Source organism: Mitsuaria sp. RG (genome assembly GCF_028369275.1).
GTDB lineage: Bacteria > Pseudomonadota > Gammaproteobacteria > Pseudomonadales > Pseudomonadaceae > Aquipseudomonas > Aquipseudomonas peradeniyensis.
The window spans coordinates 58,492-72,399 of the sequence record NZ_JAQMYQ010000013.1; the positions used below are offsets into that span (position 1 = coordinate 58,492).

The window sequence follows — 13,908 nt, forward strand, 5'->3', positions numbered from 1 at the left end:
GCTGCGCAGCAGCCCCTGGATCCATCAGCCCAGCAGAAGGCGCAGGTCGGCACCGACTTCAGCCAACGGCGGGCACCAGTAGTACCCCCCCGTCAACGGCCGGCTGAAACGGTACAGCCCATCGATCACGCCATCCTCGAGCCCGCTCATGCGCCGTAGCTGCACCTCGAAGGCATCCAGCGAGAAGCCCAGGGCGACGAACGCCAGGCCCGCACCACGCTCGTCGGTCCACGCCACCGAACGACGCACCACGAACGCCTCCGGTGCGAAGCTTTCCTGGGCGGTACGCTTGACGTGGGCCGACTCGGGCGCATCGTCGAGCTCTTCGTTGTCGCTCAGGCGGCGACCGATGATGTTGTCCTGTTCAGCCTGGGGCAGCGACTTGAAGTACTCCAGGTCGTGCTTCCACAGCTGGAACGCGGCAAAGCTGGAACCCGCCAGGCCAGGCGCCTCGCCCGGCACGATGGCGGCGGCGACGGCCTCTTCGTCCACCGGGTTCTCGGTGCCGTCTTCGTAGCCGGTCAGGTCATGGCCACCGCGGTGCAGGAAACCGTCGACGCTGTCGACCAGGCGCAGCGCCGGCGCCAGCGCCTGCTGCAGGGCCTGGGCGCGCAGGAACAGCTCGCCGCGTTCGCCGCCGCGCAGCCACAGCCACAGGGCGTGCTGGGTCGCCGGGTTCTCCACCACCGCGTCCAGTTGCGGGAAGCTGCGCAGGCCCGGCACTTCGCGGCCCAGGGCCTTGACCAGCGGCGCGCCGACGCCCAGGATCAGGCTCTGCCCATCGACCTGCGGCAACAGCTGGTCGAGGACGGCGGGCAAGGCCTCGAGCGAGTCGAGGGCGAAGAACAGGTGGCGGGCATGGGCCGGCACCGGAGTGGCAAGCAGACCTGGCTGGAACGGCATGACAGGCGAATCCTCGGCAAAAGGTCGAATGCTACTGCGCCGTGCGATGCACCGCAACGCGACACAGGGCCGCTCGCCCCGGTAACAATCGGTTACCAAGGTAGGCCAGTTGCGATTAGCTATCGTTGCGCCACCACCTACACTCCTCGGAATCCTTCGCCCGAGAGACCGCCCATGACCGCCTCCCCGCTGCTCACCGCCCTTCTGCCGCTGGCCCTGGGTATCATCATGCTCGGCCTGGGCCTGTCGCTGACCCTGGCCGACTTCGCCCGGGTGGTGAAGTACCCCAAGCCGGTGGTGATCGGCCTGGTCTGCCAGATCCTGCTGCTGCCGCTGGTGTGCTTCCTGATCGCCAACGGCTTCGGCCTCGAATCGGCGCTGGCGGTAGGCCTGATGCTGCTGGCCGCCTCTCCGGGCGGCACCACCGCCAACCTGTTCAGCCACCTGGCCCATGGCGACGTGGCGCTGAACATCACCCTGACCGCGGTCAACTCGCTGATCGCCATCCTCACCATGCCGCTACTGGTGAACCTGTCGCTGATCTGGTTCATGGAATCGGACCAGGCCATCCCGCTGCAATTTGCCAAGGTCATGCAGGTGTTCGCCATCGTCCTGCTGCCGGTGGCGCTGGGCATGCTGATTCGCCGCTGGACGCCGCGCTTCGCCGCGCGCATGGAAAAACCGATGAAGATCGTCGCGGCGCTGTTCCTGGCCTTCACCATCGTCCTGGCCCTGGCCAAGGACTGGCAGACCGTGGTCGAGTACGCGCCGATCGTCGGGGGCGCCGCGCTGCTGTTCAACCTGCTCAGCCTCGCGGTAGGCTACTGGGTGCCGCGCCTGCTGAGCATTCCGAAGCGCCAGGCGATCGCCATCGGCATGGAGATCGGCATCCACAACGGCACCCTGGCCATCGCCCTGGCCCTGAGCCCGACGCTGCTCAACAACGCGACCATGGCGGTGCCGGCGGCGATCTACAGCCTGATCATGTTCTTCACGGCGGCGGGGTTTGGCTGGTGGGTGAGCCGGGGGCACAAGGCCGCCGGCACCGTCAGCGACTGCGCCTGAGTACCAGGTCTTTCAAGGTGTTTGGGCTCGAGGGCTATTGACCGCATCAGGGCTACCAAGGGCTGCGCCTAAGTACGAAATGTGTCTGCGCGAGGCCAAACTAGGCTAAAAGGGGAAGCAAGCGCAATGCACTGGCGTACATGAGCATTCCGAGCCCCGTTTCGGGTCGGACTCGGGATACTCACCACGCCTCGATGTTGGCGCCCCAGCCGGCGGATACTTCGCAACCATTGGATTCAGGCAAAGAAATGTAACAGCCTGCCATTCGCAAGCCCGGCGATCGCGACTAGGCTCAGAAGCATGTGATGCCGGGCCCCTCTGACGGTTTGCGCCGCCATGTCGGAATCACTGTTGCCTTGCAACGTCGACAATCAAGGAGGGGCTCATGACGGCTCTGCAGCATTTCCTCTTCACGCCTTTTCTCGGCACCAGCGCCTGGTTGTGGCTGGTCTTCATCACCATCGTCATCGCCTTGCTGGTTCTCGACCTGGGTGTGCTGCACCGCCAGGACCGCGAGATCGAGATGCGCGAAAGCCTGTTGCTGTACTCGGGCTACTTCAGCGTTGGCGTGCTGTTCGGCCTGTGGGTCTGGCATGAGCTGGGCGCGCAGCCGGCGCTGGAGTTCTACACCGGTTTCCTGGTCGAGCAGTCGCTGTCGATGGACAACGTGTTCGTCATGGCGATGATCTTCAGTTTCTTCGCCATCCCCCGCCGCTACCAGCATCGCGTGCTGTTCTGGGGCATCCTCGGGGTAGTGGTGCTGCGGGCGATCATGATCGGCGTGGGCGCCGCGCTGGTGCAGCACTTCGCCTGGGTGCTGTACCTGTTCGGCGCCTTCCTGCTGTTCACCGGGGTGAAGATGGCCCTGTCAAAGGACGACGCCCACCCGGACCTGGCCAACAACCCGGTGCTGCGCTTCGTGCGCCGGCACATGCGCGTCACCGACCAGCTGCATGGCCGGCACTTCTTCGTCCAGCTCACGCCGCCCGGGGCGACGCGGGCGATCCGCTATGCCACGCCGCTGTTCCTCGCCCTGGTCTTGATCGAGCTGGCCGACCTGGTGTTCGCCGTCGACAGCGTGCCGGCGATCTTCGCCATCACCCAGGACCCGTTCATCGTCTACACCTCGAACATCTTCGCCATCCTTGGCCTGCGTTCGCTGTACTTCGCCCTGGCGGCGCTGATGCACCGCTTCGTCTACCTCAAGTACGCGCTGGCGCTGGTGCTGATCTTCATCGGCTGCAAGATCTTCTGGCACGGGCTGGTGGGCAAGGTGCCGGCCGGGATATCGCTGGGGGTGACGTTCGGATTGCTGCTGGGCGGAGTGCTGTTGTCACTGCTGCGCACCCGTGACCAGCCGCCACCCGCCGATACCGACGCCGTGCAGGACACGCCGCTGCCCACCACGGACATGCCGGCGACTCCACGCCCTGCCGGCGAAAACCCGGAAAAGAAAGACCCGCACCTGCGGGTCTGATCAGGGGGCGAGCCCCTCGACGATGATCACCTGCGCCAGCGCCACGCCCTGGCAATGGCGGCAGGCATCCTGGTACAGGTCCGACCGGTAGCGGGCCCCGCGGCACTGCAGAAGGTCGCCGGGGGGGGTGGTGATCCTGGCCAACCACGAAGAGCGACCTGAGCAAGGGCGCCGGGGCCCATTGAACGCGACGGCGCCCACAGGACCTGTGGGCGCCGCGATGGGGATTCAGCGCGGATTTACTTCTTCGACGGGACACGCGGCGTGAAACGCCCCTTCTTGGCCCGCTGCAGGTGCGCCGGTTGCAGTTGTTCCGACTCGTCCAGGGTCATGTTGGCAAAGCCCAGGCGCACGGCTGCCTGGCCACAGCGCACCTGGCTGTTGATCGGAAACGCATCGTTCAGGTCTTCGAAATAGGATTCGCTCATGCCCTGTCTCCCTCCAATGGCGACCGTGCCGGCAGGCAATACGCCTGCCTAGTGAAGCGGCGGTCCGTTGAAGTTAGACTAGCCGGTCATTTGCAGACCAGTCGGACAAAATTTCCTGGTCCGACCAGTGGCAACTGGCCTTACTTCAGACGTACCGCCGTGCCGGTGGCGAACACCACGACCATGCCGCCCTGTACCGACGGCATGCTGATCTCGAAGTCCACGCCCACCAGCGCATCGGCTTGCAACTGCCGTGCCCGCGCCATGAGTTCCTCGGTGGCCTGCTCGCGGGCCAGCTTCAGCGCGCCCTCCAGGGTTTGTGAGCGGCCGCCGAAGAAGTCGCGAAAGCGTGCGAAGAAATCGCGCACGAAGTTGATCCCCTGCACCGATTCGGCGCTGACCACGCCGAGGTACTCGGCAATCGGGCGGCCGTCGAGCTGGCTGGTGGTGCTGATGATCATGGGTGACGCTCCTGAAACAAGACAAAAGAGCACGATCCTAGCAAAAACATCACCGCCAAATTACACAAGCAAAACCTTGAATAATGATTTTCCGACTCCTAGACTCCCAGCGCAGGACCACGCAAGGAGCGTACATGACCGCAATCCCCGAACAGCCCCCGGCGCGCTGGAGCGAACTGCTCAGCGGCGGCAACGCGCTGCGCTCGATCGCCCTGGCCGGCGGCGTCGCCCTGCATGCCATCAATGTCTACATCGTCACCACCCTGCTGCCGACCGTGATCGAAGAGATCGGCGGGTTGGCCTTCTATGCCTGGAACACCACCTTGTTCGTGGTCGCCTCGATCATCGGTTCCACCCTCTCCACCCGCCTGCTGGCCCGCAGTGGGCCGCGAGTCGCCTACCTGCTGGCGCTGCTGGTGTTCACCATCGGCTCGCTGCTCTGCGCCCAGGCCGGGAGCATGCCGATGCTGCTGCTTGGACGCAGCGTGCAGGGCCTGGGTGGCGGCATCCTGTTCGCCCTGAGCTATGCGCTGATCCACCTGGTGTTCGACAGCCGCCTGTGGCCCCGCGCCATGGCCCTGGTCTCGGCGATGTGGGGCGTGGCCACGCTGTGCGGCCCGGCCGTGGGCGGGGTGTTCGCCGAAGGTGGACACTGGCGCTGGGCGTTCTGGTCGCTGCTGCCGGTGGCTGGCGCCCTGGCGCTGATCGTCTGCCTGCGCCTGCCGGCGCGCCAGGCCGTGGACGACAATGGCGCGCGCCCGGCCTACGGGCTGATCGCCTGCCTGGTGGCCTCGGTGCTGGCGATCTGTGCAGCCAGCCTGGCCGATACCTTGTGGATCAACCTGGCCGGCATCGTCGTGGGCCTGGCCCTCGCCGCGCTGATCGCCCGCCGCGATCCGCGGGCGCGCCATCACCTGTTGCCCACCGGGGCCTACAGCCTCAGGCAACCGATGGGCGCGCTGTTCGCCATGATGTGCCTGCTGGTGGCGGCCATCACCACCGAAATCTATGTACCTTACTTCCTGCAGCGCATCCATGGCTTCGGCCCTCTGGCCGCCGGCTACCTGACCGCCGTGATGGCCGCTGGCTGGACGGTTGGCGCCCTGGCCAGCGCCGGACGCGACCGCGATGGCGGCGCCTGGCAGATCCGCAGCGGGCCGCTGGTGGTGGCCGTGGCGCTGCTGGCCCTGGCCGTGCTGACCCCCGCCCCGGCCTGGATCGCCAGCGCGCCGGGCCTGGCCCTGTTCGCCCTGGCCCTGGCCGGCGTCGGCCTGGGCATCGGCCTGGGCTGGCCGCACCTGCTCACCCGGGTGCTGCAGGCAGCGCGCCCCGGCGAGGAAAACCTCGCCTCGGCCTCGATCACCACCGTGCAACTCTACGCCACCGCCCTGGCCGCGGCCCTGGCCGGCCTGGTCGCCAACGGCGCCGGGCTGGTCGAGCCCGGCGGCGAGCAAGGTGCGCGCCAGGCGGCGCTATGGCTGTTCGCCGTGTTCGCCTGCGCGCCGCTGCTGGCGCTGCCGTTGGCGCTGCGACTCACCTCTGAAAACAAGGAGCGCCCATGAAGGAATCCAAGGAAGTCTACGAGCGGATCAGCGAGCAGTTCGAAGACTTCACCAGCCACGCCAGCCAGCGCGGGGTCGAGGTCGACACGTTTCGCTACATGGCCGGCGAAGTGACCGGCGAGGAAGTTCTCGACCTGGCCTGCGGCCATGGCTTCTTCAGCCGCCGCCTGAAGGACTGGGGCGCGGCGCGGGTACACGGCGTGGATATCTCGCCGAGCATGATCTACCAGGCGCGCCAGGCCAACGACGGCATCGCCTACGAAGTGCGCGACGTGGCGCAGATGGGCCGCATTGGCCAGTTCGACAAGGTCACCGCCGCCTGGCTGTTCAACTACGCCGGCAGTGTCGAGGAATTGCGGCGCATGTTCGAGAGTGTCGCCCTTAACCTCAAGCCGAACGGACAGCTGATCGCCTACACGGCGAACCCCGCCTTCGACCTGGCCCTGGGCAATTTCACCGAGTACGGCATTCGTGTGCTGGACGAACAGCCGGTGGAAGGCGGCCTGCGCTGCCGGGGCCAGTTCATGAGTACACCGCCTGCGGACTTCACCTATTACCGCTGGCAAAAGTCGGTCTACGAACAGGCCGCCCACGATGTCGGCCTGCGCAACGTGCGCTGGATTGCCCCACTGATCAGCGGGATCCGCAAGAAAGCGCATCCGCCTGGGTATTGGGACCTGTTCGAGCAGAACAGCCTGCAGGTCGGGCTGATCTGCAGTCGCTAGGTTGCGCGTTTCCCAGATCACCTGTCGCAGCGGGAACAAAGTTGTAAGCATCACCAGCGTGGGAGCGGGCTTGCCCCGCGATCACCGGCAAAGCCGGTGCCACACATCGCATCGCGGGGCAAGCCCGCTCCCACGCTATTGCAGTTAAATCAATAAGGCCCCAAGGATCTGTGATGTGATCACGATCGCCGGGGCTGCTTTGCAGCCATTTCGCGGCACAAGGCCGCTCCTACAGGGAAAGCACAGGGCGCTAGACCTGGACCAGCCACTCATCCACCAGTCCCTGGCGCGCCAGGGCCTCGCACCAGGCTGGCTCGGCCTCGACCTGGACTTCGTTACAGTCGAGTTCATGCAGCGCCTGTAGTAGCTGCAAGCCACCCAGATCCTCCAGCTCCTGGCAACGCGCACGGGCATACCGACCGTCCCGCCTCGCCTGCGCCCCATGCAGCACCAACGTCGGCGCCCGCCCATCGAGCACCTTGGCCGAAGCCGGGCAGTCCAGCCCCTGGTCGAGCAGTACCCGCAAGGGCACCACCGGCTCGGCCCTTTGCCCGGCAACCTGCGCCACCAGCGAGGTGTCGCAGGCCTTCACCCAGTCACAAGTGGTCAGCAACGCCGAAGCCCTGCCCCGCCAGTGCGCCAGGGGCGTCTGCTCGTCGCAATGGCTGAGCATCGTGCCTTCGCCCAGCGTACCGATCTCCAGCGCCGCCGGACGCAACACCCGCACCCAAGGGCGCTGGCGCTCGATGCGCGAGAAGAACCCGCGATTGAGCGCCCGTGCCCGTGGGCAAGGCAAGGCCTCGACCGCGATGCCCGCACCACGCAGGCGATCCGCGCCGATGCTCTGCGAGACATCGCCGCTGGCCGTGACCACCCGACTCACCCCCGCCGCCACCAGGGCATCGGCGCACGGCGGCGTGCGCCCATGGTGACCACAGGGTTCCAGGGTCACATAGGCGGTCGCACCCCGCGCCGCCGTGCCCGCCTCGCGCAGGGCGTGCACTTCGGCATGGGCCTGGCCGGCGCGCTGATGCCAGCCGCGCCCCACCACCTGCCCGGCGTTGACGATCACGCAGCCGACCCGCGGGTTGGGCATGGTGCTGTACAGGCCCTGGCTGGCGAGCGCCAGGGCCATGTCCAGGTAGTGGCGATCAATTGCACTCACGTGCGAACCAGCGCCAGCAGGTAGCGAGCCTCGCCGTGCTGGCGCTCGATCACCTCCAGCCCCTGCCAGGTGAAGCCATGGCCCTCGAGGGTCTGGCGGATGCCGTCGTCGGTGAAGAAGTAGCCCTGGCGCTGGTTGTCCATCTCGCGCCAGCCCGGCTGCGGATGGGCCGCGTCGACCCCGAACACGTTCAGCCCCACCAGCGCGCCGGGGCGCAGCAGGCGGCGCACATGGCCCAGGTATGCAGCCCACTCATCCGGGTGCTGGTGGTGGAAGCAGCCATTGTCCAGGGCCGCGTCGAACACCGTGCCCGGCGCCGGCTGCCAGTCCTGCATGGCCTTGTTCACCAGGTCCAGTCGATCGCCCCAGCGCTTGCGCAGCAACGGCCAGCTGGAGTTCTCGACGATATCCAGCCCGGTGACCCGGTGCCCGGCGAGGATGAAGGTGGAGGCGTCACGGCCACGGCCCACACCGATGTCCAGCACATGCTGGTCGGCACGCGGGTCGAGCCGTTCAAGGAAGGCCTGGGCCGCCTGGATCATGCCGATATCCCACGACCACTCGTCCTCGCCATGGCTGTAGCGGTGCACGAACGAAGTGTCGAGGGCCTTGCGGTAATCGCCCTGGGCCATGAAGTCGCTTGCTTGCTTGCTCATCGTGCTGCTCCTTCAGGACGCCAGGCGGGCGTCGATACCGTAGATGCGCCCGTCATAGGAGCTGGCCAGGAAGGCGTCGCTGACGGCGTCGTGGGTCAGGCAGGAAATACCGCTGGCGGTCGGCCGCTGCATGGGCAGCCAGCGCCGCGAGGCCAGGTCGAACAGCGCCACGGTACCGTTGTAGGCCGCGGTGGCGATCACCCGGCCATCGCCGGAGGCGGCGATGCACTTGATCGAGTGCTGGTGCGGCGAGTCGAACACCTCGTCGCCGGTCTCCAGCCACAGGCGCAGCTTGAGGTCGCGACCGATGCTGGCGAAGCCGCCGGTGATCGGGCAGCAGCCATTGGAAATACGCGTGTGCGCCCCCTCGATATGCCGCACGCTGCTGAAATCCTCGATGCTGTGCAGCGCGGCATCGGCCGAGGCGCAGACGCTGAACAGGTGGCGCTCGTCGGCGGCCACGCCCTTGATCGCGTTGTCGTGCATGGGGATCGACGCCACCAGGCGCAGTCCGCCCTGGCCGTCATGGCCGAACACCAGGCCTTCGCCGGTGTAGGTGCCGATCAGCGCCAGGTCCTCGCCGTTCCTGACGAAAGTTGCGCCGCAGTTGAGCGGCGAACGGTGCTGGTACAGCATGCGCCCGGACAGGCCGTCGAACACCTGGCCCATCTGGCCGCCGGTCAGCAGCAGCGGGCCGAACGGCAGGAGGAAGTTGCACAGGCTGCCGACACTGGTCACCGGCTGGTCGTCACGGTGCAGGATGCCGGCGTCGCCGATGCTGTACTGGCGCTCGTCGCTGCGCACCACGGCGTTGATGCTCACCGCCGGCTCGATGCCCGACACCTGCCATTGGTCCTGCTCGTAGTTCCAGGTGGCGTAGCGCGAACCGAAGGTGGCGAACACCAGCTGTTCGTCACCGACGAAGGCGCAGCTGCGCGGCCAGACGATGCTCGGCAGCGCGGTGCTGCGGCGCTTGACCAGGTTACGCCCGGCGTCGAAGGTCCAGAGGATCGCCGAGCGGTCGTAGCTCAGGCTCACCAGCAGGCGCTTGTCGTCGTTCCAGACGATGCGCTTGATCCCGGCGGCGTGGGCCGGCACGGTCTGCACCTGGCCCTGGGCGATGATCGAGATACGCCCCTCGTCGTCCCCGGCGAACACCACGCCTTCGCGGGTGATGGCAATGGTGTCGGTTTCCACGCCGCCGATGTCCACCTCGTCGCATTGCTGGCCGGTGCGGGTGTCCCACTGGCGCACGGTACCGTCGTCGCTGCTGGAGATCAGGCGCTGGCCGTCCGGCGACCAGACCACCGAGATGACGTCGGCCTGGTGGCCATGGAACGCCTGCAGCTGCACGCCGTCGAGGTCGAAGATGCGCAGCACGTGGTCACGCGAGCAGGTGGCCACGCGCTGGCTGTCGGGCGAGAACACCGCCATCTCGACGTCGTCGTTGTGCCCCTGCAGCACGGCTTTCAGGCGCATGCTCGGCACTTCCCAGATGCGCGCGGTGTAGTCGCTGCTGGCGCTGACCAGGTGCTTGCCGTCACTGCTGAACGCGCACTGGTTGGCCAGGTGGTCGTGGTGCACGCGGTGGATCGGCTCGCCGGTGGCGGCGTTCCACAGGATTACCTGGTTGTCGTAGCCGGCGGTGGCGACGAAGCGCGCGGCATGGGCGGCGATACCGCTGATAGGGCCAATGTGTTTCATCGAAAGATCCTTTTTCGCTGGAGTCAGAGCTTGATCGAATGGCTGGACTTGACCGCCTTCGCCTGCAGGTAGTTGCGGTTGTGATTGGTCAGGAACACCCCGGTGGGCACCTGCTCGATCACATCGATGCCACCGGCGCGCAACTGGGCGACCTTCTCCGGGTTGTTGGTCAGCAACCGGCACTGGTCAACGCCCAGGGCGCGGAGGATCTGCACGGCCGGGTCGAACGAGCGCGAGTCGGCCAGGTGGTTCAGACGCAGGTTGGCCTCGTAGGTATCCAGGCCCTTGTCCTGCAGCAGGTAGGCCTCGAACTTGGAGTACAGGCCAATGCCGCGCCCTTCCTGGCGCAGGTAGATCAGGTAGCCGCCCACCTCCTTGAGGGTGCGCAGCGCCTCCTGCAGCTGCGGGCCGCAATCGCAGCGCTGCGAGCCGAACACATCGCCGGTGATGCATTCGGAGTGCACCCGCACCAGCGGCACGTCGCACTGCTCGCGGCCGATGCCGACGGCGAAGTGCTCCTGGTCACGCTCGAAGCCGTGGAAGCCGAAGAAATGGGCGTCGACGTCGCCGCCGAGGATGGAAATCGGCACGATGGTGTGAAGCGAAACATCCTTGTTCATGGAATCAGACCTCTTGCACGGAAGACGGAACAGCTCAGTTGTGGTTTTCAACCAGGCGAAAACCCATGACGTAGATCGGTCGCGGGTAACGCCCGTGGCGGCGCGCGGTGCGCGCCAGGTCGCGGAAACGGGTGAAGCTGCCACCGCGGGCCACGCGGTGGGTGCCGACATCGAGCACCAGGTCGTCCTCGATCTGCGGGCCGCCGGGGTATGGCCGGTAGTCCTCGGCCACGTACTCCTCGACATTGCCGGCCATGTCCAACACGCCGAAGGGCGAGGCGGCGTCGATGAACACGCCGACCGGCGTGCTGTCCAGGTAGCCCAGCTCGGCGGTGTTGGCCTGCTCGACCTGGTAGGCGTCGCCCCAGGGGAACTGGCGGCCTTCAGGGCCGGCGGCGGCGTACTCCCATTGCGCCTCGCTGGGCAGGGCGAAACGCCGGCCGGTGCGTTCGCTGAGCCACCGGGCGTAGGCGTCGGCGTCACTGGCCGAGACGCTGTACACCGGATGGTTGGCGTGATGCCGCGGGTAGCGGCCGAACGCCCAGCCGTCAGGGATGCCGGCATGCCCGCTGTCGAGCAGGAACTGGCGGTACTCCTGGTGCGTCACCGGAAAGCGGGCGATACGAAATGCCGCCAGCTCCACGGCGTGGCGCGGGGTCTCCTTGTCGATCCAGCTGCGGTCCAGGCCGAGCCCGTCGAACTGGTCCATCACCTGCTCGACCGCGCGCGGATCGAGGCCGATGTGCACCCGCGCGGCGGGAATGTCGATCATCTGCGGGGCGAAGGTGTCGATGCGCGGGTCGCCACGCAATGCCAGCACCTCGCCAGCGGCAATGCGCCGGGCCAACGGCTGGCGCGGCTGCTCGAGCAGCGTCAGCAGGCCGTCCAGCGGCGCCTGGAGCAGATCGTCGAGCGCCGTGGCGACCTGCGTCTGCAATGGGTGCTCCTGGTAATGCTGCGGGTAACCCATCAATGCCCGGTCGCTGACATCCTTGGGCAACGGGCTGGGCAGCCGTGGCCAATGCCACTGTTTGTAGCTGTTCATGCAAATACCTGCCTGGGCACAGGCCTGCCCGATGGCAGGCCTGTGACGACGTGGGATCAGAGGCGGTCGAGGAGCAACCGTGGGTTGCTTTCGATCATCTCCACTTCAGCGCTGTAGACTTCGATCACCAGGCCATCCGGGTCCTCGAAGTAGACGGCGCTGCGCACGTTGTCCGGCCCATGGTGGTAGCCCGGCGCCGGGCCGTTGCCCTTGACCAGCTTGATGGTGCCGGCGGCGCTGACCTGCTCGGCGATGCGCCGAACGTCCTCGGGCAGCGCCCGCACACCGATGTGGTAGCCGGTCGGGTAACTGAACGACTCGCTCTGCTCGATGAAGAAGTCGAAGCCGTTGAGCTCCATCACGGCCTTGCGCGGGCCGAGGTTGTAGCAGTAGTTGGCGCCGAGGATGTCGCTGTAGAACGCCTTGGAGGCTTCCAGGTCGCGGGTGAGGATATTGACGTGGTTCATCTCGGGGCGCTGCGCGGCCCGCGCCGCTTCGTCCAGCCCCAGGCCGTCGAGCGAGCGCCACAGCTTGGTCGCGGCTGCGAACTTGGCGAAGCCCGCCAGCCAGTCCTTGATCGCCAGCTCCGGCGCCTGCCCGGCACCGATATCCAGCGAGTAGGGATAGAGGAAGCCCTGGCTCGCCTGCTGCCACTGGGCGATCACGCCGCTGGCGGAAGGCAACTGCGCCAGTGCGCCCTGCACGCGGACCAGCACCAGCGCGGTGTTGCGGCACAGTCCGCTGGCCTCGTTGAGCAGCGTGTTCAACGCCGCCGGCGGCGTGGCGCTGTCGAGCAGCAGGCAGACCGCGTCCACCGGTCCCTGGCCGGCCGGCTTCTGGCTGACCTGCAGGCTGAAACCCGCCGCCGCAGCAGCGCTGCCCAGGCTGTCCAGGGCCTGGGCCGCCGCGTCGCCGAGCGGCGCGGCATGCAATGCCAACAAGCGCAGCATCAGACAGCCCTCCGTCCGATCAGCAGGGTGTAGCGGCCGATCGGCTCCTGCTCCACGGTGAGCCCCGCCTTCGCCATGCTGTCGATCAGGTAGCGGGTCGAGTGCAGCTCGCCGTTGACCGTGTTGAGCATCATGTGCAGGGAGAAGTCGGCCGACAGCGCCGGATGGATCTCGTCATCCTCCAGGGCCATGCTCAGCACCAGCAGCGCGCCGTCACCCTCGACCATGCCGGCGGCGCCGGCGATCAGGGTGCGCACCTGCTCGCGGGTGAAATAGTGCAGGCAGTCGTTGAGCATCACCACGTCTGCCCGCTCGCCCTGGTACTGCGCCAGGTCCAGCAGGTTGCGGGCATGGAAGCCCAGGCGGTCGTCGAGACGGTACTTGGCGAAGGTGGCCGCAGCCGCCTCGCGGGTCGGCTCCAGGTCCCAGACCTCACCCTTGACCTGCGGATTTCGGCTGGCGATCTCGGCCAGGTAGGTACCGTGGCCACCGGCCAGGTCGATCACCCGCCGGGCCTTGTCGAACAGCGGCAGGTCACGCAGCACGTCGACCATGGGCTGGCTGAAGCGGACCATGGCATCGTTGAAGGCATCGCGAGCCGCCAGGTCGTGCTTGAAACGGTTTTCCTGCTGGAAATCCAGCGAGGTGCGGCTGCGCAGCACTTCGTCCAGGCGCGGCCAGTTATGCCACTGCAGACGCTGATGATCGATGATCGGGCCGATGAACTCGGCGCTGTCGCTGACCAGGAAACGCTGGCTCAGCGGCAGGTTCTCGAAACCTTGGGCAGTGCGTTTCAGCAGGCCCATGGCTACCAGCGCGTTGAGGAAGATGCGGCCCTTGTTCGGCACCCAACCCAGCGCATCGCTCAGGGCCTGGGCGCTGACCGGCTGGCGGGTGTGGTCGAACACACGCTGGGCCAGCGCCGAATGCAGGATGGCGGACTGGCGGTACTGGTCGGAGAGCTTCACCAGGTCGACCACGCCTTGCAGACTGTTCAGTTCGTCGGCGTGTTCGTAGATGGTCACGGGTTTCTGGGCATTCATGCACTCACATCCCTGTCGAGTTATTGTGGGTGAGCCCATGCCCGGCATCTACCAGCAAGGTGTCGATTGACTTGCACGCACCCCTCCCTGGGACCGGCAAGCAC

The 13,908-nt window shown here is 66.8% G+C and carries 14 protein-coding genes; 4 read left to right on the top strand and 10 right to left on the bottom strand.

Translation table 11 applies throughout. The features are described 5' to 3' along the window. Positions 1-24: 24 nt before the first annotated feature. A complete protein-coding gene (locus POF53_RS10065) occupies positions 25-903 on the bottom strand; it encodes a Dyp-type peroxidase (protein ID WP_498967521.1) in 879 nt (292 codons plus the stop codon). A gap of 174 nt (positions 904-1,077) precedes the next feature. Here POF53_RS10065 and POF53_RS10070 point away from each other — a divergent pair, with 174 nt between their 5' ends. Both POF53_RS10070 and POF53_RS10075 read left to right on the top strand, forming a co-directional pair. Then, on the top strand, positions 1,078-1,968 hold the full coding sequence (locus tag POF53_RS10070) for a bile acid:sodium symporter family protein (protein ID WP_498967523.1): 891 nt from the start codon (positions 1,078-1,080) through the stop codon (positions 1,966-1,968). Between the two features lie 385 nt (positions 1,969-2,353). After that, the gene (locus POF53_RS10075; protein WP_234561453.1) at positions 2,354-3,445 is read left to right on the top strand and encodes a TerC family protein; all 1,092 of its coding nucleotides are present in this window, start codon (positions 2,354-2,356) and stop codon (positions 3,443-3,445) included. Between the two features lie 239 nt (positions 3,446-3,684). On the opposite strand, the gene POF53_RS10080 is transcribed toward POF53_RS10075, so the two are convergent. Together POF53_RS10080 and POF53_RS10085 are read right to left on the bottom strand one after the other, a co-directional pair. Further along, positions 3,685-3,873 carry a hypothetical protein gene (locus POF53_RS10080; RefSeq protein ID WP_028691681.1) on the bottom strand — a complete coding sequence of 63 codons (189 nt, stop codon included), beginning with the start codon at positions 3,871-3,873 and terminating at the stop codon, positions 3,685-3,687. A gap of 140 nt (positions 3,874-4,013) precedes the next feature. Beyond that, positions 4,014-4,334 carry a heavy metal-binding domain-containing protein gene (locus POF53_RS10085; RefSeq protein WP_050705861.1) on the bottom strand — a complete coding sequence of 107 codons (321 nt, stop codon included), beginning with the start codon at positions 4,332-4,334 and terminating at the stop codon, positions 4,014-4,016. A gap of 134 nt (positions 4,335-4,468) precedes the next feature. Here POF53_RS10085 and POF53_RS10090 point away from each other — a divergent pair, with 134 nt between their 5' ends. Continuing rightward, positions 4,469-5,896: an MFS transporter gene (locus tag POF53_RS10090; RefSeq protein ID WP_498967526.1), complete on the top strand. Its 1,428-nt coding sequence runs from the start codon at positions 4,469-4,471 to the stop codon at positions 5,894-5,896. Beyond that, positions 5,893-6,621: a class I SAM-dependent methyltransferase gene (locus POF53_RS10095; protein WP_203647083.1), complete on the top strand. Its 729-nt coding sequence runs from the start codon at positions 5,893-5,895 to the stop codon at positions 6,619-6,621. The genes POF53_RS10090 and POF53_RS10095 overlap by 4 nt, the downstream gene beginning before the upstream one ends. Before the next feature lie 250 nt (positions 6,622-6,871). On the opposite strand, the gene ribD is transcribed toward POF53_RS10095, so the two are convergent. From ribD to POF53_RS10130, 7 genes are read right to left on the bottom strand one after another with little or no spacing between them, the layout of a single operon-like run. Further along, entirely contained in the window at positions 6,872-7,786 is a 915-nt protein-coding gene (ribD, locus tag POF53_RS10100; RefSeq protein WP_498967529.1) for a bifunctional diaminohydroxyphosphoribosylaminopyrimidine deaminase/5-amino-6-(5-phosphoribosylamino)uracil reductase RibD, read from the bottom strand. After that, a complete protein-coding gene (locus POF53_RS10105) occupies positions 7,783-8,442 on the bottom strand; it encodes an SAM-dependent methyltransferase (protein ID WP_203647086.1) in 660 nt (219 codons plus the stop codon). Before POF53_RS10105 ends, ribD begins: the two co-directional genes overlap by 4 nt. A 12-nt stretch (positions 8,443-8,454) precedes the next feature. Further along, complete coding sequence (locus POF53_RS10110) at positions 8,455-10,146, bottom strand: WD40 repeat domain-containing protein (protein WP_203647087.1); 1,692 nt, start codon at positions 10,144-10,146, stop codon at positions 8,455-8,457. A gap of 23 nt (positions 10,147-10,169) precedes the next feature. Then, complete coding sequence (gene ribA / locus POF53_RS10115) at positions 10,170-10,766, bottom strand: GTP cyclohydrolase II RibA (RefSeq protein WP_028691687.1); 597 nt, start codon at positions 10,764-10,766, stop codon at positions 10,170-10,172. A gap of 34 nt (positions 10,767-10,800) precedes the next feature. Continuing rightward, on the bottom strand, positions 10,801-11,811 hold the full coding sequence (locus POF53_RS10120) for a formylglycine-generating enzyme family protein (protein ID WP_203647092.1): 1,011 nt from the start codon (positions 11,809-11,811) through the stop codon (positions 10,801-10,803). A gap of 56 nt (positions 11,812-11,867) precedes the next feature. Then, complete coding sequence (locus tag POF53_RS10125; protein WP_498967532.1) at positions 11,868-12,761, bottom strand: VOC family protein; 894 nt, start codon at positions 12,759-12,761, stop codon at positions 11,868-11,870. Then, on the bottom strand, positions 12,761-13,804 hold the full coding sequence (locus POF53_RS10130) for a methyltransferase (protein WP_203647098.1): 1,044 nt from the start codon (positions 13,802-13,804) through the stop codon (positions 12,761-12,763). Before POF53_RS10130 ends, POF53_RS10125 begins: the two co-directional genes overlap by 1 nt. Between the last annotated feature and the right edge of the window lie 104 nt (positions 13,805-13,908).

Coding starts and splice junctions, on each gene's coding strand:
- POF53_RS10065 (WP_498967521.1), bottom strand. CDS start 903: ATGCCGTTCCAGCCAGGTCTGCTTGCCACTCCGGTGCCGGCCCATGCC.
- POF53_RS10070 (WP_498967523.1), top strand. CDS start 1,078: ATGACCGCCTCCCCGCTGCTCACCGCCCTTCTGCCGCTGGCCCTGGGT.
- POF53_RS10075 (WP_234561453.1), top strand. CDS start 2,354: ATGACGGCTCTGCAGCATTTCCTCTTCACGCCTTTTCTCGGCACCAGC.
- POF53_RS10080 (WP_028691681.1), bottom strand. CDS start 3,873: ATGAGCGAATCCTATTTCGAAGACCTGAACGATGCGTTTCCGATCAAC.
- POF53_RS10085 (WP_050705861.1), bottom strand. CDS start 4,334: ATGATCATCAGCACCACCAGCCAGCTCGACGGCCGCCCGATTGCCGAG.
- POF53_RS10090 (WP_498967526.1), top strand. CDS start 4,469: ATGACCGCAATCCCCGAACAGCCCCCGGCGCGCTGGAGCGAACTGCTC.
- POF53_RS10095 (WP_203647083.1), top strand. CDS start 5,893: ATGAAGGAATCCAAGGAAGTCTACGAGCGGATCAGCGAGCAGTTCGAA.
- POF53_RS10105 (WP_203647086.1), bottom strand. CDS start 8,442: ATGAGCAAGCAAGCAAGCGACTTCATGGCCCAGGGCGATTACCGCAAG.
- POF53_RS10110 (WP_203647087.1), bottom strand. CDS start 10,146: ATGAAACACATTGGCCCTATCAGCGGTATCGCCGCCCATGCCGCGCGC.
- ribA (WP_028691687.1), bottom strand. CDS start 10,766: ATGAACAAGGATGTTTCGCTTCACACCATCGTGCCGATTTCCATCCTC.
- POF53_RS10120 (WP_203647092.1), bottom strand. CDS start 11,811: ATGAACAGCTACAAACAGTGGCATTGGCCACGGCTGCCCAGCCCGTTG.
- POF53_RS10125 (WP_498967532.1), bottom strand. CDS start 12,761: ATGCTGCGCTTGTTGGCATTGCATGCCGCGCCGCTCGGCGACGCGGCG.
- POF53_RS10130 (WP_203647098.1), bottom strand. CDS start 13,804: ATGAATGCCCAGAAACCCGTGACCATCTACGAACACGCCGACGAACTG.